The sequence below is a fragment of the Stenotrophomonas rhizophila genome, assembly GCF_001704155.1.
GTDB classification, from domain to species: domain Bacteria; phylum Pseudomonadota; class Gammaproteobacteria; order Xanthomonadales; family Xanthomonadaceae; genus Stenotrophomonas; species Stenotrophomonas rhizophila_A.
Genome location: NZ_CP016294.1, coordinates 2,570,604 through 2,595,451, shown reverse-complemented (window position 1 = coordinate 2,595,451; position 24,848 = coordinate 2,570,604). Strand labels below are relative to the sequence as shown.

General features: G+C 67.2%; 25 protein-coding genes. 20 read left to right on the top strand and 5 right to left on the bottom strand.

Features of this window, described 5'->3' with window-relative positions; all coding sequences use genetic code 11:
- Window positions 1-58 precede the first annotated feature (58 nt).
- The 4 genes from BAY15_RS11620 to BAY15_RS11605 form a co-directional block, all read right to left on the bottom strand.
- Entirely contained in the window at window positions 59-295 is a 237-nt protein-coding gene (locus BAY15_RS11620; protein ID WP_068852713.1) for a DUF1653 domain-containing protein, read from the bottom strand.
- A 50-nt stretch (window positions 296-345) separates the two neighbouring features.
- A complete protein-coding gene (locus BAY15_RS11615) occupies window positions 346-2,136 on the bottom strand; it encodes a putative bifunctional diguanylate cyclase/phosphodiesterase (protein ID WP_083214168.1) in 1,791 nt (596 codons plus the stop codon).
- Window positions 2,137-2,240: 104 nt separating this feature from the next.
- The gene (locus BAY15_RS11610; RefSeq protein ID WP_068852711.1) at window positions 2,241-2,609 is read right to left on the bottom strand and encodes a response regulator; all 369 of its coding nucleotides are present in this window, start codon (window positions 2,607-2,609) and stop codon (window positions 2,241-2,243) included.
- Window positions 2,602-3,759, bottom strand: coding sequence for a two-component system sensor histidine kinase NtrB (locus BAY15_RS11605; RefSeq protein WP_068852708.1), 1,158 nt, complete (start codon window positions 3,757-3,759; stop codon window positions 2,602-2,604). Before BAY15_RS11605 ends, BAY15_RS11610 begins: the two co-directional genes overlap by 8 nt.
- A gap of 157 nt (window positions 3,760-3,916) precedes the next feature.
- Here BAY15_RS11605 and BAY15_RS11600 point away from each other — a divergent pair, with 157 nt between their 5' ends.
- The 9 genes from BAY15_RS11600 to BAY15_RS11560 all read left to right on the top strand — a co-directional run bounded on the left by BAY15_RS11600 (window position 3,917) and on the right by BAY15_RS11560 (window position 13,372).
- Window positions 3,917-7,015: a response regulator gene (locus BAY15_RS11600; protein ID WP_068852705.1), complete on the top strand. Its 3,099-nt coding sequence runs from the start codon at window positions 3,917-3,919 to the stop codon at window positions 7,013-7,015.
- Window positions 7,012-7,836, top strand: a complete 825-nt coding sequence (locus tag BAY15_RS11595) for a CheR family methyltransferase (protein WP_068854687.1) — start codon at window positions 7,012-7,014, stop codon at window positions 7,834-7,836. Before BAY15_RS11600 ends, BAY15_RS11595 begins: the two co-directional genes overlap by 4 nt.
- Window positions 7,836-8,420 (top strand): chemotaxis protein CheB, encoded by a 585-nt coding sequence (locus tag BAY15_RS11590; RefSeq protein ID WP_068852702.1) that lies wholly within the window; start codon window positions 7,836-7,838, stop codon window positions 8,418-8,420. The genes BAY15_RS11595 and BAY15_RS11590 overlap by 1 nt, the downstream gene beginning before the upstream one ends.
- A complete protein-coding gene (locus BAY15_RS11585) occupies window positions 8,417-9,532 on the top strand; it encodes a hybrid sensor histidine kinase/response regulator (RefSeq protein ID WP_068852699.1) in 1,116 nt (371 codons plus the stop codon). Before BAY15_RS11590 ends, BAY15_RS11585 begins: the two co-directional genes overlap by 4 nt.
- Window positions 9,533-9,586: 54 nt before the next feature.
- The gene (mntR, locus tag BAY15_RS11580) at window positions 9,587-10,045 is read left to right on the top strand and encodes a manganese-binding transcriptional regulator MntR (protein WP_068852696.1); all 459 of its coding nucleotides are present in this window, start codon (window positions 9,587-9,589) and stop codon (window positions 10,043-10,045) included.
- Between the two features lie 58 nt (window positions 10,046-10,103).
- Window positions 10,104-10,562: a tRNA adenosine(34) deaminase TadA gene (gene tadA / locus BAY15_RS11575; RefSeq protein ID WP_237334358.1), complete on the top strand. Its 459-nt coding sequence runs from the start codon at window positions 10,104-10,106 to the stop codon at window positions 10,560-10,562.
- Between the two features lie 66 nt (window positions 10,563-10,628).
- A complete protein-coding gene (gene orn, locus BAY15_RS11570; protein ID WP_068852690.1) occupies window positions 10,629-11,198 on the top strand; it encodes an oligoribonuclease in 570 nt (189 codons plus the stop codon).
- A gap of 53 nt (window positions 11,199-11,251) precedes the next feature.
- The gene (locus BAY15_RS11565) at window positions 11,252-12,121 is read left to right on the top strand and encodes an EcsC family protein (protein ID WP_068852687.1); all 870 of its coding nucleotides are present in this window, start codon (window positions 11,252-11,254) and stop codon (window positions 12,119-12,121) included.
- Between the two features lie 138 nt (window positions 12,122-12,259).
- Window positions 12,260-13,372, top strand: coding sequence for an alkene reductase (locus BAY15_RS11560; protein WP_068852684.1), 1,113 nt, complete (start codon window positions 12,260-12,262; stop codon window positions 13,370-13,372).
- Window positions 13,373-13,440: 68 nt separating this feature from the next.
- Here the strand turns inward: BAY15_RS11560 and ppsA are convergent, their stop codons facing one another.
- Window positions 13,441-15,819, bottom strand: a complete 2,379-nt coding sequence (gene ppsA, locus BAY15_RS11555) for a phosphoenolpyruvate synthase (RefSeq protein WP_068852681.1) — start codon at window positions 15,817-15,819, stop codon at window positions 13,441-13,443.
- Window positions 15,820-15,963: 144 nt separating this feature from the next.
- On the opposite strand from ppsA, the gene ppsR reads away from it, so the two are divergent.
- The 11 genes from ppsR (at window position 15,964) to BAY15_RS11500 (ending at window position 24,770) form a co-directional block, all read left to right on the top strand.
- Complete coding sequence (ppsR, locus tag BAY15_RS11550) at window positions 15,964-16,785, top strand: posphoenolpyruvate synthetase regulatory kinase/phosphorylase PpsR (RefSeq protein ID WP_068852678.1); 822 nt, start codon at window positions 15,964-15,966, stop codon at window positions 16,783-16,785.
- A gap of 86 nt (window positions 16,786-16,871) precedes the next feature.
- Entirely contained in the window at window positions 16,872-17,384 is a 513-nt protein-coding gene (locus BAY15_RS11545; RefSeq protein WP_068852676.1) for a DUF1249 domain-containing protein, read from the top strand.
- A 61-nt stretch (window positions 17,385-17,445) separates the two neighbouring features.
- Window positions 17,446-17,934 (top strand): NUDIX hydrolase, encoded by a 489-nt coding sequence (locus BAY15_RS11540; RefSeq protein ID WP_068852673.1) that lies wholly within the window; start codon window positions 17,446-17,448, stop codon window positions 17,932-17,934.
- A gap of 221 nt (window positions 17,935-18,155) precedes the next feature.
- Complete coding sequence (locus tag BAY15_RS11535; protein WP_068852670.1) at window positions 18,156-18,770, top strand: CDP-alcohol phosphatidyltransferase family protein; 615 nt, start codon at window positions 18,156-18,158, stop codon at window positions 18,768-18,770.
- On the top strand, window positions 18,767-19,759 hold the full coding sequence (phaE, locus tag BAY15_RS11530) for a class III poly(R)-hydroxyalkanoic acid synthase subunit PhaE (RefSeq protein ID WP_068852666.1): 993 nt from the start codon (window positions 18,767-18,769) through the stop codon (window positions 19,757-19,759). The genes BAY15_RS11535 and phaE overlap by 4 nt, the downstream gene beginning before the upstream one ends.
- Window positions 19,756-20,823 carry a class III poly(R)-hydroxyalkanoic acid synthase subunit PhaC gene (phaC, locus tag BAY15_RS11525; RefSeq protein ID WP_068852663.1) on the top strand — a complete coding sequence of 356 codons (1,068 nt, stop codon included), beginning with the start codon at window positions 19,756-19,758 and terminating at the stop codon, window positions 20,821-20,823. The genes phaE and phaC overlap by 4 nt, the downstream gene beginning before the upstream one ends.
- Entirely contained in the window at window positions 20,823-21,194 is a 372-nt protein-coding gene (locus BAY15_RS11520; RefSeq protein ID WP_068852660.1) for a DUF5329 domain-containing protein, read from the top strand. The genes phaC and BAY15_RS11520 overlap by 1 nt, the downstream gene beginning before the upstream one ends.
- 88 nt (window positions 21,195-21,282) lie before the next feature.
- Window positions 21,283-21,489 (top strand): PspC domain-containing protein, encoded by a 207-nt coding sequence (locus tag BAY15_RS11515; protein ID WP_068852656.1) that lies wholly within the window; start codon window positions 21,283-21,285, stop codon window positions 21,487-21,489.
- Entirely contained in the window at window positions 21,486-21,938 is a 453-nt protein-coding gene (locus tag BAY15_RS11510) for a hypothetical protein (protein WP_083214167.1), read from the top strand. The genes BAY15_RS11515 and BAY15_RS11510 overlap by 4 nt, the downstream gene beginning before the upstream one ends.
- Before the next feature lie 129 nt (window positions 21,939-22,067).
- Complete coding sequence (locus BAY15_RS11505) at window positions 22,068-22,283, top strand: hypothetical protein (protein ID WP_068852651.1); 216 nt, start codon at window positions 22,068-22,070, stop codon at window positions 22,281-22,283.
- 111 nt (window positions 22,284-22,394) lie between these two features.
- Entirely contained in the window at window positions 22,395-24,770 is a 2,376-nt protein-coding gene (locus BAY15_RS11500) for a Tex family protein (protein WP_068852647.1), read from the top strand.
- Window positions 24,771-24,848 lie beyond the last annotated feature (78 nt).

Genomic DNA, 24,848 nt, shown 5'->3' with positions numbered 1-24,848 from the left:
CAAAAAAGCGCCCCTCGGGGCGCTTTCTTTTTGTGTCCACAGCCACGACTGCGTCAGCTCAGCTTTGGTCCACCAACGCGAACCGTGGCCGCAGCACACCGTCCACCTCGACCTGCGCGGTGAACATCTCATACGGCCTCACCCACAGTCCCAGGTCCTCGTCGAGCGGGCGATACAGCACCATTGGCAGCAAGGTCTCGCTGTGGCGCACCACGTCGATCACCTGATAGTTGCCGCCCTTGAAATGGCGGTAGTGGCCCGGGGCAAGGACGGGCAGGGGGACTAGGTCGGACATGGGAAGCGCCAGATAACGGAATGCCGCCATTATCGCAACCCGACGCCGGCCTAGTCGCTGTCGATATCGCTCGGCGGCCCGGCGCGACAGGCCAGTACCAACTGCGTGACGGCATCGGCACTCATCGGCCGGGCCAGGTAATACCCCTGCGCCTCGTTGCAGTCCCACAGCCGCAGCAGCGACAGTTCGGACTCATGCTCCACACCCTCGGCCACGGTGCGGTAGCCCAGCTGCTGGGCGAGCCGGATGATGGCTTCCACCTTCAGCCGCGCGGTACGCGAGCGCGCCAGGCCGGTGACGAGGCTCTGGTCGACCTTGATGTGGCTGATCGGGACTTCGCTCAGGTACCCGAAGTTGCTGTATCCACTGCCGAAGTCGTCGATGGCGATGCGCACGCCGGCAGCGGCCATCGCGCGCAGCTGGGGCAGGGCGGCGGGGTGGCTGTGCAGCCACTGGCCCTCGGTGATCTCTACTTCAATCTGTGAGGGCACCAGCCCGTTCGCCTGCAGGCGCTCGGCCATGCCGGTCCACAGGTTGGCGTTATCGAAATCGCGGGGGGACAGGTTGATCGACAGCGTGAATCCCGGCAGCAGCTGCTGCCAGCGCGCCGCCTGCGCGAACGCGTGCTCGATCACCCACTGGCTGAGCGCCGGCATCAGCGCCGTGCACTCCAGCACCGGAATGAACTCACCCGGGGTGATGGGTCCCAGCATCGGGTGGGTCCAGCGCAGCAGCGCTTCGGCCGACACCGGCTGGCCATCGCGCAGGTCATAGCGCGGCTGGTAGACCAGGCTGAACTGGTCCTGGGCCAGCCCGCGCGCGGCATCCGAGGCAAGCCGGTAGCGGCGGCGCAGGTGCGCATCGCGGTCGGCCGAGTACCAGCACAGGCACGCGTCGGTCTGCAGTGCGTGGTTCAAGGCCACCATGCATTTGCGCACCAGGTCGCCGGCTTCATCCGGATCGGCACGGAAATCGCACAGTCCGGCGTGGAACTGCGGTGACATTGGAATGCTGCCGACCATCAACGGCCGCCGCATGCGCTCGCGCAGCCGCTGCATCAACGCCTCGACCCGCGCGTGGTCGTGGTTGCGCACGACAAAGGCGAACCGGGTGGAGGCCACGTGGTAGACCTGCACGTCGTCGGTCAGTACTTCCTGCACGCGCAGCGACGCCTGCCGGAGCAGGGATTCCACCGGTTTGAGGCCCAATGCCTGGCCGGCGTCATTGGCGCTTTGCAGGTCGAACACATCCAGCAGCACGCCGGTGAACTGGTTGCCGCCGTCCTGGTGGCCGAGCACGCTCAGGTCGGCCTGGAACTGCTGGCGGTTGGGCAGCCCGCTGATCGGCTCGCGCCGGCCCAGCGACATCTTCAGTTCCATCTGGTTGACCACGATCCGCGCCAGGGTCTGCAGCTGGCGCTGCTCGTCGGCGGTCAGCACGCGCGGGGTGCGGTCCATCAGGCACAGCGTGCCCAGGGCAATGCCGTTTCGGGTCACCAGCGGCGCGCCGGCGTAGAAGCGCATCTGCTCGGGGCCGGCCACCAGCGGGTTGTCGTGGAAACGAGGGTCCTGGCGCAGATCTTCGATCTGCAGGATGCCGCTGGACTGCAGTGCGCACGAACAGATTGAATGGTGGCGGTCGGTACGTTCCAGCGCCAGCCCTACCCGCGAGATGAAGCGCTGCGAGTTGGCGTCGACGATGGAGATCAGCGCAATGGCGGTGCCGAAGGTAAACGCCGCCAGTTCGGTGACCGGGTCCAGCGAGCGCCCCAAGGCGGGATCCATCACGTTGAGCGCTTCGATCAGCGCAATGCGTTCCAGATCCTGGCTGCGGTCGAGCATTCCGTGCGTCCTGTCAAACGGAGTACGCAGGTACTATCCCGCCGCGTTTGCAGTGCCGGTGTGAAGTGCGCCGTTCAGGTATGAAGCATTCACCTCGGCGCGCATCAGGTCGCCGGCGAGGATTCCTTCAACAGCGTCACCAACTGCTTGAGCCGGTAGGGTTTCGGCAGGAATTCCACATTTTCCGGAAGCGGCGGCAGCTGGGAGCGCGCATAGCCGGACGACAGGATCATCCGGGCGTTCGGCAGGGCATTGGCGACATGCGCGCTCAATTCCAGGCCGCTCATGCCTTCGGGCATGTTGATGTCGCTGAACACGACATCGAAGCCGCCGTTCATGTCGATCAATTGAACGGCCGCCGGGCCGTCAGTCGCCGTATGCACATCGATGCCGAAATCACGCAGCGCCTGTCCGATCAGCTCGCGCAGGTCTTCCTGGTCTTCGACCATCAACACACGAAGGGGCTCAGACATGCGCGACTTCCTCTAGGGCAGGTAACAACAAACGGACAGTGGTGCCGCGTCCCGGGGCGGTCTGTACATCGACGAAACCGTCGCACTGGGACACGAAGCCAAATACCTGGCTCAGGCCCAGACCGCTGCCCTTGCCGACTTCCTTGGTGGTGAAGAACGGTTCGCTGGCACGCTCGGCCACATCCGGGGGCATGCCATTGCCGTGGTCCGTCACCGCGATGGCCACATAGCGGCGCTGCGTCGGGTTGGCCAGGTCCGGGGCCAGGCGGTGTTCGGCCGTGGCACTGATGGTGATGGTCCCGCCCTGCGGCATGGCCTCGCAGCTGTTGAGCAGCAGGTTCAATACAGCCGTATGCAACTGTACGCCATCGGTGGTGATTCGAGGTAGGTCGAAAGGCACTTCCAGACGCAGCCGGATGTTGTCCGGGCAGGCCCGCTGCAGCACCGGCAGTTCCTGTTCGAACAGCCGCGCTACCTGCAAGGGCTCGCGGACCAGGGTCTGGTCGGCCGAGAACGCCAGCAGCTGGCGGGTCAGCATCGAGCCCCGGTCGGCGGCGGCCTGGGCCAGTTCGGTCAGCTCGCGGGTGCGCGCATCGGCGCCGGGGCGCAGCGAGATCAGGTCCAGCGCGTTGCCGATGGTGGTCAACAGATTGTTGAATTCGTGCGCCAGCCCACGCGTGAGCCGGCCCACGCCCTCGAACTGCTGCAACTGCTCGCGGGCACGCTGGGCGTCCTGCAGCAGGCGCTGGGCGTGGTAACGCTCGGTGACGTCCTGGGTGACCTTGACGAAGCCGAGCAGGGTGCCGTCCTGGCGCACGGCTTCGATCACCTCGCTGGCGCGGAAGCATTCGCCGCTGCGGCGCACCCGCCAGCCTTCGCCAGCGTAGCGGCCATGCTGCTCGGCTTGGCCGAGGGTGTGTTCGGCGGTGCCGGAGGCGCGCTCGTCGGGGGCGTAGAACAGCCGCACGTGCTGCCCCATGACTTCTTCGGCGGAATAGCCCTTGACCCGCTGGCAGCCCCGGTTCCAGCTGCGGATGCAGCCATGCGCGTCAAGCAGGTAAATCGCGTGATCGGATACGTGATCGATCAACAGCTGCAACTGCAGACGATCATCAGCAAGCGGCGCGATATCGGTGACTGCCTGGACCACGGCGGCGGTTTTACTCCCCTTTAAGAGGCTGAACCGTAGAAGCCGTGATGTGAAGATAATGTCAACATTGGTTCTGAACACGTCGCCATTTGGCGTATAACGCCCGAATTCACAGTTCGGTTAACATCGAACCCCTTTTCACCCTGGAACCGTGTGCATGAATGCAGCGCCAACCGCTCGCGATCGCTGGATCTGGCTGGCATCGGCCGGCCTGATGGCCTTCACCATCGGCCTGGAGCTGGTGGTGCCGCTGGGCTATGCGGTGTGGCTGACGTACTTCATCGCGGTGGGCGTCACCCTGTTCCAGCGCCGGCTGGAGGTGCCGCTGCTGGTCGCGGCCGGCTCGTGCATCCTGCTGGTCGTCGGGTACCACCTGGCCCCGGCGAGCACCAATTCCGCATTTTCCTTCGTCAACCGCACCATTGGCGGGATCTGCTTCCTGTTGATGGCGTTGACGGTGATCAAGGCCATCCAGGCCCGCCGTACGGCCGCCGATGCGCTGTGGCTGCAGGAAGGCGAGAACGCGGTGACGGTGAGCCTGCGCGGGGATCCGGAACCGCGCACGCTGGCCGACGAAGCCATGCGCACCCTGTGCGCGCAGCTGAACGCGGATGTGGGTGCGGTCTATCGCCTGCAGGGCGAACGCCTGGTGCTGGTTGGCGGCGCGGCGCTGCCGCCGCACCTGCCCGATTCCCTCCAGGCGTCTGCCGGGCAGTGGGGCGAAGTCCTGCGACAGGGCCAGCCCCGTCGGCTGGAAGAAAGCGAAAGCCTGCTTGAGATTGAAACCGCGCTGGGCCGCACCCCCGTGCACCAGCGCCTGCTGGGACCGATCACCGCTGATGGCGCGGTGATCGGGTTGATCGAGCTGGGACGCGCTGGGGTGTCCCCGGCACGTTCACTGGAACTGGAACTTCTGTTGCAGTGCGCCGAGCCGATCGGCATGGCGCTGCGCACCGCACTGCTGCGCGCGCAGCTGGTGGAGCTGCTGGAAGAAACCCAGCGCCAGAGCGAAGAGCTGCAGACCCAGCAGGAAGAGCTGCGGGTGGCCAACGAAGAGCTGGAAGAACAGAGCCGCAGCCTGCTGCACTCGCAGGCCAACCTGGAACAGCAGCAGGCCGAGCTGGAACAGACCAACGTGCAGCTGGAAGAGCGCACCCATGAACTGGAATCGCGCCAGCAGGCACTGCTGATCGCGCAGGGCCAGCTGGTGCAGAACAGCCGCGAACTGGAGGCCAGTTCGCGCTACAAGTCCGAGTTCCTGGCCAACATGTCGCACGAGCTGCGCACCCCGCTCAACAGCGCACTGATCCTGGCCAAACTGCTGGCCGACAACAAGGACGGCACGCTGACCGCCGAACAGGTCAAGTACGCGCAGGCCATCCACTCGTCCAACAACGACCTGCTGGCGCTGATCAATGACATCCTGGACCTGTCGCGCATCGAAGCCGGGCATGTCGAACTGGCCGAAGAAAACCTGGCGGTGTCCAGCGTGCTGCAGCGCCTGAAGGAGACCTTCGAGCCGCTGGCCGCGCAGAAGGGCCTGGCGCTGGACATCCGCGCCGATACCGACGCGCCCAGCCAGCTGGTGGCCGATGGCCAGCGCCTGCAGCAGATCCTGAAGAACCTGCTGGCCAACGCGGTCAAGTTCACCGAACACGGCAGTGTCTCGCTGGTGGTGCGCGGCAACGGGGCAGGGCGCATCCAGTTCGCGGTGACCGATACCGGTATCGGCATTCCGCAGGCGCAGACCGACGTGATCTTCGAAGCGTTCCGCCAGGCCGATGGCAGCACCCGGCGCCGTTACGGCGGCACGGGCCTGGGCCTGTCGATCTCGCGCGACCTGGCCGCGCGCATGGGCGGCAGCATTACCGTGTCCAGCGAGCCCGGTCGCGGCAGCTGCTTCACCCTGGACCTGCCGCTGGCGGCGGGCACTGCGACGGCAGCGCCGATGGCGGCGCCTGACGTGCGCCCGGCGCCGGCCGCCAAGCCGGCCGCACCGGCGCCGCTGTTCGGCAGCGCGCATGACGCGTCCGCCGCTGCCCCTTCGCCGCGCGTGGTGGATGACCGTGGCCGCCGCAGCCGCGCCGGGCGGATGATCCTGGTGGTCGAGGACGATGTGACCTTCGCCGAGGCGCTGGTGGGCATGGCCCATGAGCTGGACTTCGACTGCGTGGTCGCGCAGACCGCCGAAGAAGCCCTCGCGCTGGCCGCCGAGCTGCGCCCCAACGGCGTGCTGCTCGATATCGGCCTGCCCGATGTGTCCGGCCTGAGCGTGCTGGAGCGGCTCAAGCGCGACCCGGCCACCCGGCATATCCCGGTGCACGTGGTCTCCGGGCTGGAACGCTCGCAGGTGGCGATGGAGCTGGGCGCGATCGGTTATGTGATCAAGCCGGCCACGCGCGAACGCCTGGTCGAGGCGATCCAGCAGCTGGAAGCTACCAGCGAGCGCGACGTGCGCCGCCTGCTGATCGTCGAGGACGACAGCGCGCTGCGCTCCAACCTGCAGCTGCTGCTGGGCCGCGACCAGCTGGAAATCACCGCGGTGGGCAGCCTCGCTGAAGCAAAGGCCGAACTGGGCACCTCCACCTTCGACTGCATGGTCACCGACCTGGCGCTGCCCGACGGCACCGGCTACGACCTGCTCGAATACATGGCCGGCAACGAGGCGGTCGCCTTCCCGCCGGTCATCGTCTACACCGGGCGCGCACTGACCCGCGACGAAGAGCAGCGCCTGCGCCGCTATTCCAAGAGCATCATCATCAAGGGCGCGCGCTCGCCCGAGCGCCTGCTCGATGAAGTGACCCTGTTCCTGCACAGCGTGGAAGCCTCGCTGCCCAGCGACCAGCAGCGCCTGCTGCGCGAAGCGCGCCGCCGCGATGCGGTGCTGGATGGGCGCACCGTGCTGCTGGCCGAGGACGACGTGCGCAACATCTTCGCCCTGTCCAGCGTGCTGGAGCCGCTGGGGGTGAAGCTGGAAATCGCCCGCAACGGAAGGGAAGCCCTGGACAAACTGGGCCCTGACATCGACCTGGTGCTGATGGACATCATGATGCCGGAGATGGACGGGCTGACCGCAATGCGCGAAATCCGCCGCGACAACCGCTGGCGCGACCTGCCGATCATCGCGCTGACCGCCAAGGCCATGCCCGATGACCGCGAGCATTGCCTGCAGGCCGGTGCCAACGATTACATCGCCAAGCCCATCGACGTGGACAAGCTGGTCTCGCTGTGCCGCGTGTGGTGTTCGCGCCGATGAACGACGCCGAGCTGTTCGACCTGGAGTTGCGGCTGCTGTTGGAGGCCGTATACCAGCGCTACCACTACGACTTCCGCGACTACGCGCTGGCGTCGCTGCGCCGGCGCATGCGCCACGCCATGGCCCGCTTCGAGTGCGACAACATGGGCGCGCTGCAGCACCGGCTGCTGCATGAGCCGGAGACCTTTGCGCTGGCCATGCAGTACTTCACCGTGCAGGTCTCGGAAATGTTCCGTGACCCGGCCTACTTCCGCATGCTGCGCGAGCACGCCATCCCGGTGCTTCGCACCTATCCGTCGATCAAGCTGTGGATCGCCGGCTGCAGCACCGGCGAGGAAGTGTGGTCGCTGGCGATCCTGCTGCAGGAAGAAGGCCTGCTGGACCGCGCCATCATCTACGCCACCGACATCAACCCCGATGCGCTGGAGGCCGCCGAAACCGGCGCGTTCGCGCTGGACCGGATGGCCCAGTTCAGCCGCAACTACCTGGAGGCGGGCGGCACCGGTTCGTTGTCGGATTACTACAGCAGCGGCTACGGCAGCGTGGTGTTCGACCGCCGGCTCAAGCGCAACATCGTGTTCGCCGACCACAGCCTGGCCACCGACACCGTGTTTTCCGAAGTGCACCTGGTGTCGTGCCGCAACGTGCTGATCTACTTCCAGCGCGCCCTGCAGGACCGCGCCATTGGCCTGTTCCATGAGGCGCTGGTGCACCGTGGCTTCCTCGGCCTGGGCAGCAAGGAATCGCTGCAGTTCGGCGAGCATGCCGATGAATTCGAAGCCTGCGCGCGCGAACAGCGCCTGTACCGGAAGCTGGCCTGATGGACGCCACGGTCGAGCAGCCCGAGTTCGAGGTCATCGTGGTCGGCGCCTCCGCCGGCGGCGTGAGCGCGCTGCAGCAGCTGCTGGCCGCGCTGCCGGCGGACCTGCCGATGCCGGTGCTGGTGGTGCTGCACCTGCCGCGTGACCGCCCCAGCCGGATCGCCGACCTGCTCGGCCTGCGTTGCCCGCTGGCGGTACGCGAAGCCGAGGACAAGCAGCCGCTGGCGCCCGGTACGGTGACCTTCGCGCCGCCGGACTACCATCTGCTGGTCGAAAGCCGCAGCGCCCTGGCGTTGTCGGTGGACGCGCCGGTGCTGTTCTCGCGGCCGGCGATCGACCCGCTGTTCGAAAGCGCCGCCGAGGTGTTCGGCAGTGGCGTGCTCGCCATCCTGCTGACCGGGGCCAGCAACGACGGCAGCGCCGGCGTTGCCGCGGTCCGCAGCGCCGGTGGGCAGGCCTGGATCCAAAGCCCCGATGATGCCTATTCCCCGATCATGCCGGCGGCTGCGCTGGCACATGCCGGCGCCGATGCGGTGCTGACGCTCACCTCCCTATGCTCGCGCATGAAAGGCCTTGCCCGATGAACCTTATCGAGTCCACCACGACGCCGGCCACCGAGCGCGTGAACCTGCTCATCGTCGATGACGTCCCGCAGAACCTGGTCGCCATGGAGGCGCTGCTGCGCCGCGACGGCCTGGATATCCTGTGCGCGGCCTCGGGTGCCGAAGCGCTGGAACTGCTGCTGGAACACGAAGTGGCGCTGGCGCTGCTGGACGTGCACATGCCGGAGATCGATGGTTTTTCGCTGGCCGAGCTGATGCGCGGTTCGCAGCGCAGCCGTGATGTGCCGATCATCTTCCTGACCGCCTCTCCGAACGACCCGGTGCGCGCCTTCAAGGGCTACGAAAGCGGCGCGGTGGATTTCCTGCACAAGCCGATCGAGCCGCAGGTGATCATGAGCAAGGTCAATGTGTTCATCGAGCTCTACCAGCAGAAGCAGCTGCTCAAGGCGCGCAACCAGGCCCTGGAGCACGCGCTCAAGCTCAACGAAACCATGATGGCGGTACTCACCCACGACCTGCGTACGCCGTTGTCGGCGATCCTGCTGTGCGCCGACAAACTGTCGCTGGACCTGCCCGACGACCCGTCTGCGCAGCAGACCCTGGTGCACCTGGAAAACAGCGCGGTGCGCATGGCGCGGATGGTCGAGCAGCTGCTGGATTTCTCGCGGATCCGCAGCGGCGGCCTGCGCCTGCAGACCGAGGAATGCGACCTGGCCGAGGTGGCCGCCGTGGTGGTCAACGAGGTCGGCCGCGCCCACCCGAAGGCGAAGATCGAGCTGCAGGTGGAGGGCGACACGCGCCTGCAGGGCGATCCGGACCGGCTGGCGCAGCTGCTCTCCAACCTGATCGGCAACGCGGTGCTGCATGGCGGCGATGCGCCGGTGCAGGTGCTGGTGCGGGGCCTTCCCGGCGATTCGCTGCGGCTGCAGGTGCGCAATGCCGGCCAGATTCCCGAAGCGCTGCTGCCGCGCCTGTTCGAGCCGTTCAAGGCCAGCTTCCACGACAGCCGCGGGCTCGGGCTGGGGCTGTTCATTGCCCACGAGTTCGCCCGGGCGCATGGTGGGTTGCTGTCGGCGCGGAACCTGGAAGGGGCGGTGCTGTTCGAGACCGGGTTGCTGCGTCGGGCGGACTGAGCCTGGCCAGCCTCCCATGGCGGGCAGGGCCCGTCACTACGGTAAACTGGAGGCATGTCGCCTTCCCGTGCCAAGACCGCCACCCCGCTGATCGATGCCCAGGTGCACGTGGAAGGGTTCGTGCAGGTGCGCGAGGCGCGCCGCTCGGAGCTGGTCGAAGACTACGTGGAGCTGATCGCGGACCTGATCGCCGATGGCCGAGAGGCACGCCAGGTGGACATCGCCACCCGTCTGGGCGTCGCCCAGCCCACGGTGGCCAAGGCGCTCAAGCGCCTGGTCAAGGAGGGCTGGGCGATCCAGCGGCCGTACCGGGGCGTGTTCCTGACCCCGGCTGGCGAGCAGCTGGCGGTGGAAATGCGCGCCCGCCACCAGACCGTGGAGCGTTTCCTGCTGGCGCTGGGCGTGGATGCCGATTCGGCCCGCCGCGATGCCGAAGGGATCGAACACCATGTCAGCGAGGCCACCCTGGCGGCCTTCGACGCATTCCTACGCAAGGCCGACGGCCGTGGTTGAGCGCTTGTCTCCGCCTCCGCCGCTGGGCGTGCCGGTGCACGACCAGGACGAATACTGGATGCAGCACGCATTGGGCCTGGCTGCACGCGCCGAGCGCGAGTTCAACGAGATCCCGGTCGGTGCGGTGCTGGTGGGGGCCGACGGCACGCTGCTGGGTGAAGGCTGGAACCTCAACATCGCCGACCACGACCCGAGCGCCCACGCTGAGATCGTGGCGATGCGCCAGGCGGGCAGGGCGCTGGCCAACCACCGCCTGCTGGGCAGCACCCTCTACGTGACGCTGGAGCCGTGCGCGATGTGCGCGATGGCAGTGGTGCATGCGCGGGTGGCGCGGCTGGTGTATGCGGCCACCGATCCCAAGACCGGGGCCTGCGGCAGCGTGTTCGACCTGCTCGGCGACGCGCGCCACAACCACCGCGTGGAACTGCACGGCGGGGTGCTCGCCAAGGAAGCCAGTACGCGGCTGACCAATTATTTCCGGGCCAAACGCGGCAAGCCGCCGCTGCTGCTGGAATGATTTCACGGCCGGGCCACGCCGCGAAGGCGGTATCATGTCGCATTACACTCTGCACAAGGGCATGACATGGCGGACAACGGCGCCGAAGGCGAACGACTGATCTGGATCGACCTGGAAATGACCGGTCTGGATACCGACAACGATTCGATCATCGAGATCGCCACCGTCGTCACCGATGCGCAGTTGAACGTGCTGGCCGAGGGCCCGGAGTTCGCCATCCACCACCCGGTGGAGCGCCTGGAAGCCATGGACGAATGGAACCGCAACCAGCACCGCCGTTCCGGGCTGTGGCAGCGCGTGGTCGACAGCCAGGTGACCCTGGCGCAGGCCGAAGCGCAGACGGTGAATTTCCTGGCGCAGTGGATCAAGGCCGGCGCCTCGCCGATGTGCGGCAACTCGATCTGCCAGGACCGCCGTTTCCTGCACCGTGAAATGCCGCGCCTGGAGAAGTACTTCCACTACCGCAACCTGGACGTGTCCACGGTGAAGGAGCTGGCCCGGCGCTGGGCACCGACGGTGGCCGCCGGCGTGGGCAAGACCTCCAGCCATACCGCGCTGAGCGACGTGCATGATTCGATCGCCGAACTGCGCCATTACCGGCAGTTCATGGGGGCGCTGTCCGGCCTGCCGGCCTGACCTGCGCGCCGCCGGGCACATGACGTTCAACCGGACAGGGTTATGATCCGGGCATGAGCCATATTGTCCGTATCGTGCCGCCGCCGCTGGAAGCGCAGATCCTGCCGACCTCGCAGGACTGGGCCGACCTGCAACGGGCGGTGGGCCTGCTGGAATCGCCCACGCTCACCGCCAAGATGGCCAACCTGATTGGTTCGCCGCTGGAGTTCGCGGTGAAGAAGCTGCCGCAGTCGGTGTCGCGGCGCATCCACGGGGCGGTCGAGGCGGCGCTGTTCAAGTCGGCGCAGGCCGCGTTGTGGAGCATGGACAACACCCCCGGCAAGGCCGCATCCACGCGCTGGCACAAGCTGGCGGCCGCCACCACCGGAGCGCTGGGCGGCGCGTTCGGCTTCACCGCGCTGTTCCTCGAGCTGCCGGTGTCGACCACGATCATGATGCGCTCGGTCGCCGACGTCGCGCGCAGCGAAGGGTTCGACCTGAGCGAGATGGGCACCCGCCACGCCTGCCTGGAAGTGTTCGCGCTGGGCGGCAACTCCGGCCAGGACGACGCCAGCGAGACCGGCTACTACATCACCCGTGGTTTCACCGCCGAAGTGATGCGCCACCTGTCGGCCGAGCTGGCCGGCGCTGCGGTGGGCGGCGGTGGCGTGATGATCGGCCTGACCCCGAAGGAAGCCGGCAAGTGGCTGGCCAAGATCGTCGAAAAGGTCGCCGCCCGCTTCGGCGTGGTGGTTACCGAGAAGTTCGCCGCCCAGGCGGTGCCGATCATCGGCGCGGTTGCCGGCGCCACCCTGAACACCATGTTCACCGACTACTACCAGGACATGGCGCGCGGCCACTTCATCGTGCGCCGGCTGGAAAAGCAGTACGGCTACGAAACCGTGCGCGCCGCCTACAACCAGCTCGCAGGCGAAACCCCGTAGCGACACGCCATGCGTGTCCCAGGCGGTCCTGGTGTCCGATCATTGCACCCACGGCACAACTGTTTTGCCGCCATGGCGCTTTTTGCCGCGTTGGGTCGTCCCCATCCTTGGGCCAGTCGTTTACCAAGGACCTCCCCCATGCTGTTTACCCCTTACCGCCTCGGCCCGCTGACCCTGCCCAACCGCATCGTCATGCCGCCGATGACCCGCTCACGTGCCGCTGCCGGCAACGTTGCCACCCCGCTGATGGCGCAGTACTACGCCCAACGCGCCTCGGCCGGCCTGATCGTCAGCGAGGGCACCCAGATCAGCCCGCAGGGGCAGGGCTACGCCTGGACCCCCGGCATCCACGATGACGCCCAGGTCGCCGGCTGGCGCGGCGTGACCGATGCCGTGCACGCCGCCGGCGGCCGCATCTTCGCCCAGCTCTGGCACGTGGGCCGCGTTTCGCACGTGGACCTGCAGCCGAACGGTGAAGCACCGGTTTCGTCCTCGGCCCTGCAGGCCGAAGGCGTCAAGGTCTTCGTCGACGTGGCCGGCACCGGCCCACAGGGCGGGGTAGGCGAGATGGTCCAGCACTCCATGCCGCGCGCCCTGGACGTCAGCGAAATCCCGCAGATCGTGCGCGACTACGCGCTGGCCGCCCGCCGCGCCATCGACGCCGGCTTCGACGGCGTTGAACTGCATGGCGCCAACGGGTACCTGATCAACCAGTTCATCGATTCGCAGGCCAACCAGCGCACCGACGGCTACGGTGGTTCGCTGCAGAACCGCCTGCGTTTCCTGCGCGAAGTGGCCGAAGCGGTCGCCGCCGAAGTAGGCGCTGACCGGCTCGGCGTGCGCCTGGCCCCGCTGACCACCCTGCAGGGCGCCGTGGACGACACCCCGCAGGCCACCTACCTGGCCGCCGCGCACATCCTGGACAGCATCGGCGTGGCCTACCTGCACATCGCCGAAGCGGACTGGGAGGACGCGCCGGTGATGCCGGTGGCGTTCAAGGAAGCGCTGCGGATGATCTATCGCGGCACCCTGATCTATGCCGGCAAGTACACCGTCGAGCGCGCCGAAGAAGCGCTGGCCAAGGGCTGGGCCGACCTGATCGGCTTCGGCCGTCCGTTCATCGCCAACCCCGACCTGCCGCTGCGCCTGCAGCAGGGCCTGGAGTTGAACACGCCGGACAAGGCGACCTTCTTCGGCGGCGCCGAACCCGGGTTCACCGATTACCCCAGCGCCGAAACAATCGAAGCGTAGTGACACGCCACGCGTGTCAACGCGGAGCCTGAACACAAAAAACCCCGCCGAAGCGGGGTTTTTCGTTATCAGCCCTTGGCCTTGAGCTTGGCCAACCGCAGCCAGGTATCGACCACGGTGTCCGGGTTCAGCGACACCGACTCGATGCCTTCCTGCATCAGCCATTCGGCCAGGTCCGGATGATCGGACGGGCCCTGGCCGCAGATGCCCACATACTTGCCCTTGGCGCGTGCCGACTTGATCGCCATCGACAGCAGCTTCTTCACCGCCGGGTTACGTTCGTCGAACAGGTGCGCCACGATCGACGAATCGCGGTCCAGGCCCAGCGTCAGCTGGGTCAGATCGTTCGAACCGATCGAGAAGCCGTCGAAGATCTCCAGGAACTCATCGGCGAGCAGCGCGTTGGACGGCACCTCGCACATCATGATGATCTTCAGGCCGTTCTCACCCTGCTTCAGGCCGTTCTGTTCCAGCACCTCGATGACCTTACGGCCTTCTTCCAGCGTGCGCACGAACGGAATCATGACCCACAGGTTGTCCAGGCCCATCTCGTTGCGCACGCGCAGCACGGCCTTGCACTCCAGCGCGAAGGCGGCCGAGAAGCTCGGGTCGACATAGCGGCTGGCGCCGCGGAAGCCGATCATCGGGTTCTCTTCGTGCGGCTCGTAGCTGCTGCCGCCGATCAGGTTGGCGTACTCGTTGGACTTGAAGTCCGATAGGCGCACGATCACCGGGTTCGGCGCCACCGACGCGGTCAGCGTGGCAATGCCTTCGGCCAGGCGGTTCACGTAGAAGCTGACCGGATCGGCGTAACCGGCGATCTTCTCGTCGATCTTCTTCTTCGTGGCCGCATCCTGACGGTCGTATTCCAGCAGCGCGTTGGGATGGATGCCGATGTGGCTGGCAATGATCATCTCCAGGCGGGCCAGGCCGATGCCGGCGTTCGGCAGCTGGCCGAAGTCGAAGGCACGTTCCGGGTTGGCCACGTTCATCATGATCTTCAGCGGCGCCGGCGGCATGTTGCCCAGGTCCGTGGTGGTGCGCTCGAAGTCCAGCTTGCCTTCGTAGATGAAGCCGGTGTCGCCCTCGGCGCAGCTGACGGTCACTTCCTGGCCGTCCTGCAGCACCTGGGTGGCGTTGCCCGAGCCGACCACGGCCGGAACGCCCAGCTCACGCGCGATGATCGCCGCGTGGCAGGTACGGCCACCGCGGTTGGTGACGATCGCCGAAGCGCGCTTCATCACCGGCTCCCAATCGGGGTCGGTCATGTCGGCGATCAGCACGTCGCCCGGCTGCACGCGCGCCATGTCTTCCAGCGACTTGACCACGCGGGCCACGCCGGCACCGATCTTGGCGCCCACCGCGCGGCCTTCGGCCAGCACCTTGCCGTCCTTCTGGTTCAGCGCGAAACGCTCGATCTGGGTGGCATGGCCACGCGACTTCACCGTTTCCGGGCGCGCCTGCACGATGAACAGCTTGCCGCTCACGCCGTCCTTGGCCCACTCGATATCCATCGGGCGGCCGTAATGCTTTTCGATGATCAGCGCCTGCTTGGACAGTTCCTGCACGTCCTCGTCGCTGATCGAGAAGGTATTGCGGATCTCCACCGGGGTGTCTTCGATACGCACGCGCTCACCGGGCACGTCCGAATACACCATGCGGATCGCCTTGCTGCCCAGCGAGCGGCGCAGGATGGCCGGCTTGCCCGCATTGAGCGTGGGCTTGTAGACGTAGAACTCGTCGGGGTTGACCGCACCCTGCACGACCATTTCACCCAGGCCGAAGCTGGAGGTCACGAAGACCACGTCGCGGAAGCCCGATTCGGTGTCCAGGGTGAACAGCACGCCCGACGAGCCCACGCCCGAGCGCACCATCAGCTGCACGCCGGAAGAGAGGAACACGTCTTCGTGCTTGAAGCCGTGGTGCACGCGGTAGGCGATGGCACGGTCGTTGTACAGCGAGGCGAACACTTCCTTGACCTTGTGCACGACATCGTCGGCACCGGTGACGTTGAGGAAGGTTTCCTGCTGGCCGGCGAAGGAGGCATCAGGCAAGTCTTCGGCGGTAGCCGAGGAGCGCACCGCCACGGCCACGTCGCCGCCGCCGTTTTCGTCGCACAGCTGCCTGTAGGCGCTGCGGATGTCCTGGTCCAGCTGCGGCTGCAGCGGCGCGTCGATCACCCAGCCGCGGATTTCCTTGCCGGCAGCGGTGAGCGCGGCGACATCTTCCACGTCCAGCGTGGCCAGCTTGTCGAAAATGCGCTTGGACAGATCGTTGTGCGCGATGAAGTCCTTGAAGGCTTCAGCGGTGGTTGCGTAACCGCCGGGGACGGATACCCCCAGACCGGCAAGATTGCCGATCATTTCGCCCAGCGACGAATTCTTGCCGCCTACGCGGGCCAGGTCGGCCAGGCGCAGTTCGTGCAACCACAGGATATTCTCGTTCAAGCGCGATGCTCCGTTTGGCCATCGCCCGAGGCGGGCTTGGATGGCCACGTCCGTAGGAAGAAGCCGATATGATGCCGGGCATACCGCCGTCGGCACAAGCTTGTATCGTCGGCCTTTTTAAGCTTCAGAGGGGGTAAATGGCGCATGTCGACGATCCGTCCGGTGTTTTACGTATCCGATGGAACCGGTATCACCGCTGAAACCATTGGGCATAGCCTCCTGACCCAGTTCTCCGGGTTCAGCTTCATCACCGATCGAATGTCGTTCATCGACGATCCGGAAAAGGCCCGCGAAGCCTGTGAACGGATCCGCGCGGCGGGGGAGCGCTACCAGGTCCGGCCGATCGTGGTCAGTTCCTGCGTGGACAGCGGGCTGAGCATGATCCTGGCCGAAAGCGGGGGGCTGATGCTCGACGTGTTCGCCCCCTTCATCGAGCCGCTGGAGCGCGAACTGGCCGTGAACCGCCATTCCCGGGTGGGCCAGGCGCACGGCATGGTGGACTTCGAGACCTACCACCGCCGCATCAACGCGATGAACTTCGCGCTGACCCACGACGACGGCATCGCCATCAACTACGACGATGCCGACGTGATCCTGGTGGCGGTGTCGCGGGCCGGCAAGACCCCGACCTGCATCTACCTGGCCCTGCATTACGGGGTGCGCGCGGCCAACTACCCGCTGACCGACGAGGACCTGGAGCAGGACCGCCTTCCGGCCCGCCTGCGGCCCTACCGCAAGAAGCTGTTCGGGCTGACCATCGACCCGGACCGGCTGCAGCAGATCCGCCAGGAGCGCCGCCCGAACTCGCGCTACGCCAACCTGGAGACCTGCCGGCGCGAGGTCGCCGCGGCCGAGACCATGTTCCGGATGGAGCGCATTCCCACCCTGAGCACGACCCATACCTCGATCGAGGAGATCTCGAGCAAGGTGCTGACCACGCTGGGGCTGCAGCGCGAGTTGTATTAACGGAAGGCGTCACGACCAACGGTCGTGACCTACCGGCGCAGCGGGCGCGTCCCCACGTTTGATTCTTCAACGTGTAGGATCGAGACATGGCCCAGGCATCACCCCGCATCGAACGCATTCCCCGGCTCAGCCGCCTGAGCTGGCTGATGGGCCTGTATGCCGAGAATTACCGCCACCTGGTGCGGCTGTTCGAACCGGCCGGGCTGGAACCGGGCAGCTACGTGTCCTCGGTGGGGGATGGCCTGGATGTGCGGCTTGATGTCATCGAATGCCATCCCTACACGGTCGAACTGCGCCTGACCTATGACTTCGCCGACCCGGTGACCGGCCAGCCCGACCCGTCGGCCTATGTGCGCCTGTACCGCGATGCGCGCCAGGCCGAGACCACCCATTGCTACGTGGGCCGGCGCTGGCAGGACGTGGTCGGCATGTACCCGCCGCCTGCCGAGCTGATCAGCCACCGCATGCGCATGAACACCTTCCTGGGCAAGTGGCTGGAATACCTGGCCGAGCGCGGCCATGGCGTGGCCACCCTGCGCCGCGACCACGACGCGCTGCCGGCCCCGGCCGACACCCGCCGCGCCCAGGTGGCCGGCTGAGCGACCGGCCCGGCGCGGATCGCGCATAATCGGCGACTGTGTCCTGCGAGCCGTTGCCTCCATGCCCTATACCCCGATCGTGGCCACGCTGGGCTACGTGCTGTCGCCCGATGGCCGCCAGGCCCTGATGATCCACCGCAACGCACGGCCGGGTGACCAGCACCTGGGCAAGTACAACGGACTGGGCGGCAAGGTCGAGCGCGACGAAGACGTGGCCGCCGGCATGCGCCGGGAGATCCTCGAGGAGGCCGGGATCGAGTGCGGCACCATGCGGATGCGCGGCACCATCAGCTGGCCCGGGTTCGGCAAACACGGCGAAGACTGGTTCGGCTTCGTGTTCGTCATCGACGACTTCACCGGCACGCCCCTGACCTCGAATCCGGAAGGCACCCTGGAGTGGGTGGACGTGGACAAGCTGGAGACCCTGCCGTTGTGGGAAGGCGACCGCCAGTTCCTGCCGCTGGTGTTCGACGAGGACCCGCGCCCGTTCCTTGGGGTGATGCCGTACCGCGACGGCACGATGCAGTCCTGGTCGTACACCCGGCTGTGACGATAGGCGCGGCTTATCCACAGGGGGTGTGGATGACCGGTGCGTAAGTTTGTGGATAACGCGCGGCGGCGACCACCCCCCATGGCTGTCAAGATGGGTGGCTAAAAATTCGCCGCTGGTCAGCATCGCGTGAGCACGGTGCGAAGGTCGGCGTCCGTGAAGGCTGTCGCGGTTCGGCCCGGTCGCGGTACTCTTTCGGCATTGCCGCCCACCGAGCTTCCATGAAACGTCACTTCACGATGCTGCGCGAGTTCCACCTGGCCGACTGGTTCACCCTGGCCAACGCGTTCTGCGGTACCGGTGCGGTGTTTGCGGCCATGCGCTATCTGCAGGACGGCGAGCGCAGCTACCTGCTGTTCGGCATGGCGCTGATCCCGCTGGCCTTCATCTTCGATGCGCTGGACGGGCGGATCGCGCGCTGGCGCAAGTCCAGCTCGACCCTGGGCCGCGAGCTGGACTCGCTCTCGGACGTGATCTCCTTCGGCGTGGCCCCGGCCGCGCTGGCATATGCCTGTGGCATGCAGGGCGGCTGGGACTGGCTGGTCCTGAGCTACTTCGTCTGCTGCGGGGTGAGCCGCCTGGCCCGCTACAACGTGACCGCCGAAGCGCTGGCCGGCGATGGCGACAAGGTGCCGTACTTCGAGGGCACGCCCATTCCGACCAGCCTGGCGCTGGTGGTGGTGCTGGCCGTTGCCGCCAGCATGGGCGCGATCGGCCATGACCTGTGGCTCGGGCGCTGGCAGCTGGGGCCGTGGCAGCTGCACCCGCTGGTGCTGCTGTTCGCGCTGTCAGGGTCGCTGATGATCAGCAAGACCCTGCGCATTCCCAAGCCATGAATACCGCCGGCGGCGGCCACGACGCAGGCGACTTCGAGGCGCTGGCCCGGCAGTACTTCAGCGCCTGGGGCGATGCGCTGCGGCACGCCGCGGCCCCGCCCGGGGGCGACCCCACCGGCGCCGCGCCGGGCACCTGGCAGCAGACCATCGAGGGCTGGGCGCAGCTGATGTCCAACCCGGGCAACCGCCAATCCGAGGACGCCGTGCACCGGTTCCGCGAGCAGGCCGGCGGCTGGTACGGCACCATGCAGCAGGTGGCCGCGCGTTTCGCCGGCCAGGACAGCAGCAGTGCCGATATCGCCCAGGCGTGGCGCGAGGCGGTGGAGGGGCAGGGCGACGGCCTGCTCAAGTGGATGCTGCAGGGCGCACGCGGGCATACCCAGGCCGGTGGGCCGGATCTGCTGGCGCTGCTGGAACGGCTGCAGCAGGACCTCGGGCCGTGGCTGCAGAGCCCCGCGTTCGGCCCCGGTCGCGAACACCAGGCGCGCTGGCAGGCGCTGCTGCGCGCCCAGCAAGAGTACCAAGGCCACGCCCGTGACTACGTGGACCAGATCAAGCAGGCGCTGGACGATGCGTTCACCCTGTTCGAGCAGCGCCTTGCCGAGCATGAGCAGCCGGGCAACCAGCTGACCAGTGCGCGCGCGATGTTCGACCTGTGGATCGAGGCGGCCGAAGAAGCCTACGGCAAAGTCGCGATGTCCGAACCGTTCCAGCAGGTCTACGCCGCGCTGGGCAACGCGCAGATGCGCCTGCGCGGCGCAGCGCAGCAGGAAGTGGAGCGGATCAGCGAGGCGTTCGGTCTGCCGACCCGCACCGAGATGGATGCCGCGCACCGGCGCATCACCGAACTGGAACGGCTGGTACGGCGCATGGCGGCGGCAACCAGGCAGTCGCCGTCGCCCGCTGCCGGCACGCCGGAAAAGAAGCCTGCGAAAAAGCCCGCGAAGAAGGCCGCGCCCAAGCCGCGTGCGCGCAAGGCGGCCCCATGAAGGGACCGCTGGGTTTCAATGCCGAAGACCTGCTGCAGGAAACGCTGTCCATGCAGCGCAAGCTGATGGATGGCCTGAAGCTGCTGCCGTCGGTGGAGGACGTGGATTACGGCGCCACCGCGCGCGAGGAAGTCTGGCGCGACGGCAAGGTCACGCTGTACCGCTTCGTCGGTGAGCAGGCGCCGGTGCAGCGCACCCCGCTGCTGATCGTGTACGCGCTGGTCAACCGCCCCTACATGGTGGACCTGCAGGCCGACCGGTCGCTGGTCCAGCGCCTGCTGGCGCTGGGGCACGACGTGTACGTGCTGGACTGGGGCTACCCGGACCGCTCCGAGCGCTACCAGACCCTGGAAGACTATCTGCTGCGCTATGTGGAGGGCGCCGTCGACCACCTGGTCGCCGCCAACGACGGCGCACCGGTCAACATGCTGGGCGTCTGCCAGGGCGGCGTGTTCGCGCTGTGCTACGCCGCGCTGCGCCAGCCGAAACTGGCCAACCTGATCACCATGGTGACCCCGGTGGATTTCCAGACCCCGGACAACATGCTTTCGCACTGGGCGCGGCAGGTGGACGTGGACCTGCTGGTGGACACGCTGGGCAACATCCCGGCCGACCTGATGAACGCCAGTTACCTGATGCTCAAGCCGTTCCGGCTCAACATCCAGAAGTACGTGGGGTTGCTGGACATCCTCGATGACAAGGCCGCACTGCAGGACTTCCTGCGCATGGAGAAGTGGATCTTCGATTCGCCCGATCTGGCCGGTGAGGCCTTCCGTGACTTCATCAAGCAGTTCTACCAGGGCAACGGCCTGATGCGTGACGGGGTGACGATCGGCGAGGAGCATGTCGACCTGCGCCAGGTCACCCTGCCGGTGCTGAACATCTACGCCGAGCAGGATCACCTGGTGCCGCCGGATGCCTCGCGCGCGATGGGCGCGCGGATCGGCAGCACCGACTACACCGAAAGCAGCTTCCGCGGCGGCCATATCGGCATCTACGTCTCCGGCCGCGCCCAGCGCGAAGTGCCGGGCACCATTTCGGCCTGGCTGGCGGAGCGCAGCTGATGGATATCCGAAAGAGCGCGTTGCTGGCCATCCTGCTGGCCGCCACCGCCGGCAGCGCGTCGGCAGCGCCCAGCGAGGCGGCCCGGCGCGAGATTGGCGCCCTGATCGGTGCGCTGGACGGGTCGTCCTGCCGCTTCCAGCGCAACGGCAGCTGGCACGATGCCGCCGAGGCGCGCGCGCACCTGCAGCGCAAGTACGATTACCTGCTGAAAAAAGACAAAGTGGATACCGCCGAGCAGTTCATCGAGCGGGCCGCCAGCCAGAGCAGCATCAGCGGCAAGGCGTATCGGATTGCGTGCCCGGGCCAGCCCGAGCAGACCGCGGCGGCGTGGTTCGGCGCGCGCCTGCAGGCGCTGCGCCAGCCGCGCTGAACCGGGCCGGCCCGCCGCTCCATTCAAAACGCATCGGCTACACACCCGCTGCGCTACCGTTCCCCCATTACCGTTGGAGGACCTCGCCATGAACACCACCGCCCCCCGCACGCTGTCGCGTTCGCTCAACGACCGCATGATTGCCGGGGTGATGGGCGGCATCGCCCACCGTTTCGGCTGGAGCCCGACCCTGCTGCGCGTCCTGTTCGTGCTGGTGTCGCTGGCGTCGGCGGCGTTCCCGGGCATCCTGGTGTACCTGGTGCTGTGGCTGCTGATCCCCAACGAGGCCGATTGAGCCTGCCGCCACCGGCGCTGCGCGCGCTGCAGGGGCTGGGTGCGGTCTGGACCGCGCCCAACACCCTGATCGGCGTGCTGGGCGGGCTGGCCGGCATGCTGGCCGGCGCGCGCCCGTACTGGAGCCGGCGCGACTGTGCGCTGGTGTTCCGAGAGTACCCTTGGGGGCCGGGCGGGGCGATCACCCTGGGCAACGTGATCCTGCACACCGGTGCCAGCCTGGAGATCCCCTGCCGCACCTATGCGCACCAGGCCGGACACTGCACCGAGCCCGTGATCGGCCTGCACGACCACGAACGCGCGCATGTCTACCAGTACCTGGTGCTGGGGCCGTTCTACCTGCCGGTTTACCTGCTGTGCGGTGGGGTGAGCGCGCGCAACCCGTTCGAGCGCGCGGCGGATCTGTACGCGCTGCACGGTCACGGCTGGTGGCCGTTAAAAAAACGGTAAGCAATGCGCCGGTAACGCGACGTCATCTGCATGCAAACAAACGTCATTAGCCTCTGACACACCAGTCAGGTTGGGCGCGCTAAGCTGTGCTGGCAGTACCTGCATGACGTTTCTGGAGGAACACATCACATGGCAATCGTTCTTTATGTCGGTGGTAGCAAGGATGGCGACAAGGGCCTGGTGCCCCACGGCTTCACCAAATCACGTGCCGATACCGACATCGGCACTGAGATCTACACCGAGCGCTTCATGGAACTGCAGGGCCTGGGCAGGGTCCGGGTGATGGCCCTGGAGTCGTTGCAGGATGAGGCGGTCAGGGTCCGCGCAGCCCAGCATTACCGGTAGATGCCGACCGCTGGTCGGCATGGGCATTTTTCGGGAATGTCAACGGGTTTCCCCCGCCGCCCGGCGTTGCCACAATCGGTGTTTTCCGCATAGTGGCTTCGGCCGGACGCAATGCCAGACCTCAAGCTCGCCCAGCAGATCGCCCAGACCATCGCCGATGAAATCGGTGCCCAGCCTGCCCAGGCGCACGCCGCCATCGCCCTGCTCGACGAAGGTGCCAGCGTTCCGTTCATCGCCCGCTACCGCAAGGAAGTCACCGGCGGCCTGGACGACACCCAGCTGCGCAACCTGGAAAGCCGGCTGACCTACCTGCGCGAGCTGGAAGAGCGCCGCGCGGCGGTGCTGGCCAGCATCGACGAACAGGGCAAGCTCAGCGACGAACTGCGCAACGACATCCTCGGCGCGGACACCAAGTCGCGCCTGGAGGATCTGTACCTGCCGTACAAGCCCAAGCGCCGCACCCGCGCGCAGATCGCCCGCGAAGCCGGGCTGGAACCGCTCGCCGACGGCCTGCTGGCCGACCCGGGCCTGGATCCGCAGGTGTTCGCGGCCGGCTTCGTCGACGCCGACAAGGGCGTGGCCGACACCAAGGCCGCGCTGGAAGGCGCGCGCGCGATCCTGATGGAGCGCTGGGGCGAAGACGCCGCGCTGGTCGGTGAGCTGCGCGCCTGGCTGGGCGAGCACGGCGTGATCCGTGCGCGCGTGGCCGAAGGCAAGGAAGAGCAGGGCGCCAAGTATCGCGACTACTTCGAGCACGCCGAGGGGCTGGCGAAGATTCCCTCGCACCGCCTGCTGGCGCTGTTCCGCGCGCGCCGCGAGGACATCCTGTTCCTGGAACTGGACCCGGGCAGCGACGCCGAGGCCGGGCACGTGTATGCCGAAGGCCGCGTGGCGTTCAAGGCCGGCATCCGCGACGCCGGCCGCCCGGGCGACCGCTGGCTGCTCGACGCCTGCCGCCTGACCTGGCGCGCCAAGCTGCACATGCACCTGCTGCTGGACCTGTTCAACCAGGCCCGTGAAAAGGCCGAGGCCGAGGCCATCGCCGTGTTCGGTGACAACCTCAAGGACCTGCTGCTGGCGGCGCCGGCCGGTCCCAAGACCGTGCTCGGGTTGGACCCGGGCATCCGCACCGGCTGCAAGATCGCCGTGGTCGATGCCACCGGCAAGCTGGTGGCCACCGACACCATCTACCCGCATGAACCCCGCCGCCAGTGGGACCAGTCGCTGCAGACCATCAAACAGCTGTGCATGAAGCACAACGTGGAACTGATCGCGATCGGCAACGGCACCGCCAGCCGCGAAACCGACAAGCTCGCCGGTGAAGTGATCCAGGCGCTGGGCGAAGCCAAGCTGCAGAAGATCGTGGTCAGCGAAGCCGGCGCCTCGGTGTATTCGGCGTCGGAGTTCGCGGCGAAGGAATTCCCGGACCTGGACGTGTCGATCCGTGGCGCGGTCTCCATCGCCCGCCGCCTGCAGGATCCACTGGCCGAGCTGGTCAAGATCGAACCCAAGGCGATTGGCGTGGGCCAGTACCAGCACGACGTGGACCAGTACCGGCTGGCGCGCGCGCTGGATGCGCGCGTGGAAGACTGCGTCAACGCGGTCGGCGTGCACGTCAACACCGCTTCTGCCGCGCTGCTGTCGCGGGTGTCGGGGTTGTCCTCGACCGTGGCCGAGAACATCGTGCGCCACCGCGACGAAAACGGTCCGTTCAAGCGCCGCAAGGACCTGCTCAAGGTGCCGCGCCTGGGCGACAAGACCTTTGAACAGTGTGCCGGCTTCCTGCGCATTGCCGACGGCGACCAGCCGCTGGATGCGTCCTCGGTGCACCCGGAAGCGTACCCGGTGGTGGAGCGGATCGTGGCCGCCACCGCGCGCCCGATCAAGGCGCTGATCGGCGATGGCAGCTTCCTGCGCGGACTGAAGGCCGAACAGTTCACCGACGACACCTTCGGCGTGCCGACCGTGCGCGACATCCTCAAGGAACTGGAGAAGCCCGGCCGCGACCCGCGCCCGGAGTTCAAGGCCGCGCGCTTTGCCGAGGGGGTGGAAGAGATCAAGGACCTCAAGCCGGGCATGGTGCTGGAAGGCGTGGTCAGCAACGTCGCCGCGTTCGGCGCGTTCGTGGACATCGGCGTACACCAGGACGGCCTGATCCACATTTCGGCCCTGTCCGACACCTATGTCAAAGACCCGCGCGACGTGGTCAAGGCCGGCGACATCGTCAAGGTGAAGGTGCTGGAGGTCGATGTGGCCCGCAAGCGCATCGCGCTGACCCGGCGCCTGGACGATACCCCGGCCCCGGCCAAGGCCCCCGGCGAACGCGATGCGCGCCCGGCCGGCGGCGGTCGGCGTGACGGCGGTGGTGGTGGCGGCGCCCGCCAGGGAGGCCGTGGCCCGGCTCCCGGCCCGCGCCCGGGCAGCGGTGCGCCGCCGGCCAACAACGCCCTGGCCGACGCCTTCGCGCGGGCCAAGCGCGGCGGCTGAGCCCCGCCCCGCGTGGGCGTGACGAGGGCTTGATCCCGTTTCCCGTTGAATGCCGGTACGCTAGGCGGGGAGCGGGAG

Bases quoted from the DNA above. Each gene is read 5' to 3' on its own strand.
- BAY15_RS11535 (WP_068852670.1), top strand. From the start codon at position 18,156: ATGAAACGTCACTTCACGATGCTGCGCGAGTTCCACCTGGCCGACTGG.
- orn (WP_068852690.1), top strand. From the start codon at position 10,629: ATGGCGGACAACGGCGCCGAAGGCGAACGACTGATCTGGATCGACCTG.
- BAY15_RS11615 (WP_083214168.1), bottom strand. From the start codon at position 2,136: ATGCTCGACCGCAGCCAGGATCTGGAACGCATTGCGCTGATCGAAGCG.
- BAY15_RS11620 (WP_068852713.1), bottom strand. From the start codon at position 295: ATGTCCGACCTAGTCCCCCTGCCCGTCCTTGCCCCGGGCCACTACCGC.
- BAY15_RS11515 (WP_068852656.1), top strand. From the start codon at position 21,283: ATGAACACCACCGCCCCCCGCACGCTGTCGCGTTCGCTCAACGACCGC.
- BAY15_RS11500 (WP_068852647.1), top strand. From the start codon at position 22,395: ATGCCAGACCTCAAGCTCGCCCAGCAGATCGCCCAGACCATCGCCGAT.
- mntR (WP_068852696.1), top strand. From the start codon at position 9,587: ATGTCGCCTTCCCGTGCCAAGACCGCCACCCCGCTGATCGATGCCCAG.
- BAY15_RS11560 (WP_068852684.1), top strand. From the start codon at position 12,260: ATGCTGTTTACCCCTTACCGCCTCGGCCCGCTGACCCTGCCCAACCGC.
- BAY15_RS11610 (WP_068852711.1), bottom strand. From the start codon at position 2,609: ATGTCTGAGCCCCTTCGTGTGTTGATGGTCGAAGACCAGGAAGACCTG.
- BAY15_RS11585 (WP_068852699.1), top strand. From the start codon at position 8,417: ATGAACCTTATCGAGTCCACCACGACGCCGGCCACCGAGCGCGTGAAC.
- BAY15_RS11545 (WP_068852676.1), top strand. From the start codon at position 16,872: ATGGCCCAGGCATCACCCCGCATCGAACGCATTCCCCGGCTCAGCCGC.
- BAY15_RS11540 (WP_068852673.1), top strand. From the start codon at position 17,446: ATGCCCTATACCCCGATCGTGGCCACGCTGGGCTACGTGCTGTCGCCC.
- BAY15_RS11590 (WP_068852702.1), top strand. From the start codon at position 7,836: ATGGACGCCACGGTCGAGCAGCCCGAGTTCGAGGTCATCGTGGTCGGC.
- ppsR (WP_068852678.1), top strand. From the start codon at position 15,964: ATGTCGACGATCCGTCCGGTGTTTTACGTATCCGATGGAACCGGTATC.
- tadA (WP_237334358.1), top strand. From the start codon at position 10,104: ATGCAGCACGCATTGGGCCTGGCTGCACGCGCCGAGCGCGAGTTCAAC.
- BAY15_RS11600 (WP_068852705.1), top strand. From the start codon at position 3,917: ATGAATGCAGCGCCAACCGCTCGCGATCGCTGGATCTGGCTGGCATCG.
- phaC (WP_068852663.1), top strand. From the start codon at position 19,756: ATGAAGGGACCGCTGGGTTTCAATGCCGAAGACCTGCTGCAGGAAACG.
- phaE (WP_068852666.1), top strand. From the start codon at position 18,767: ATGAATACCGCCGGCGGCGGCCACGACGCAGGCGACTTCGAGGCGCTG.
- BAY15_RS11565 (WP_068852687.1), top strand. From the start codon at position 11,252: ATGAGCCATATTGTCCGTATCGTGCCGCCGCCGCTGGAAGCGCAGATC.
- BAY15_RS11595 (WP_068854687.1), top strand. From the start codon at position 7,012: ATGAACGACGCCGAGCTGTTCGACCTGGAGTTGCGGCTGCTGTTGGAG.
- BAY15_RS11505 (WP_068852651.1), top strand. From the start codon at position 22,068: ATGGCAATCGTTCTTTATGTCGGTGGTAGCAAGGATGGCGACAAGGGC.
- BAY15_RS11520 (WP_068852660.1), top strand. From the start codon at position 20,823: ATGGATATCCGAAAGAGCGCGTTGCTGGCCATCCTGCTGGCCGCCACC.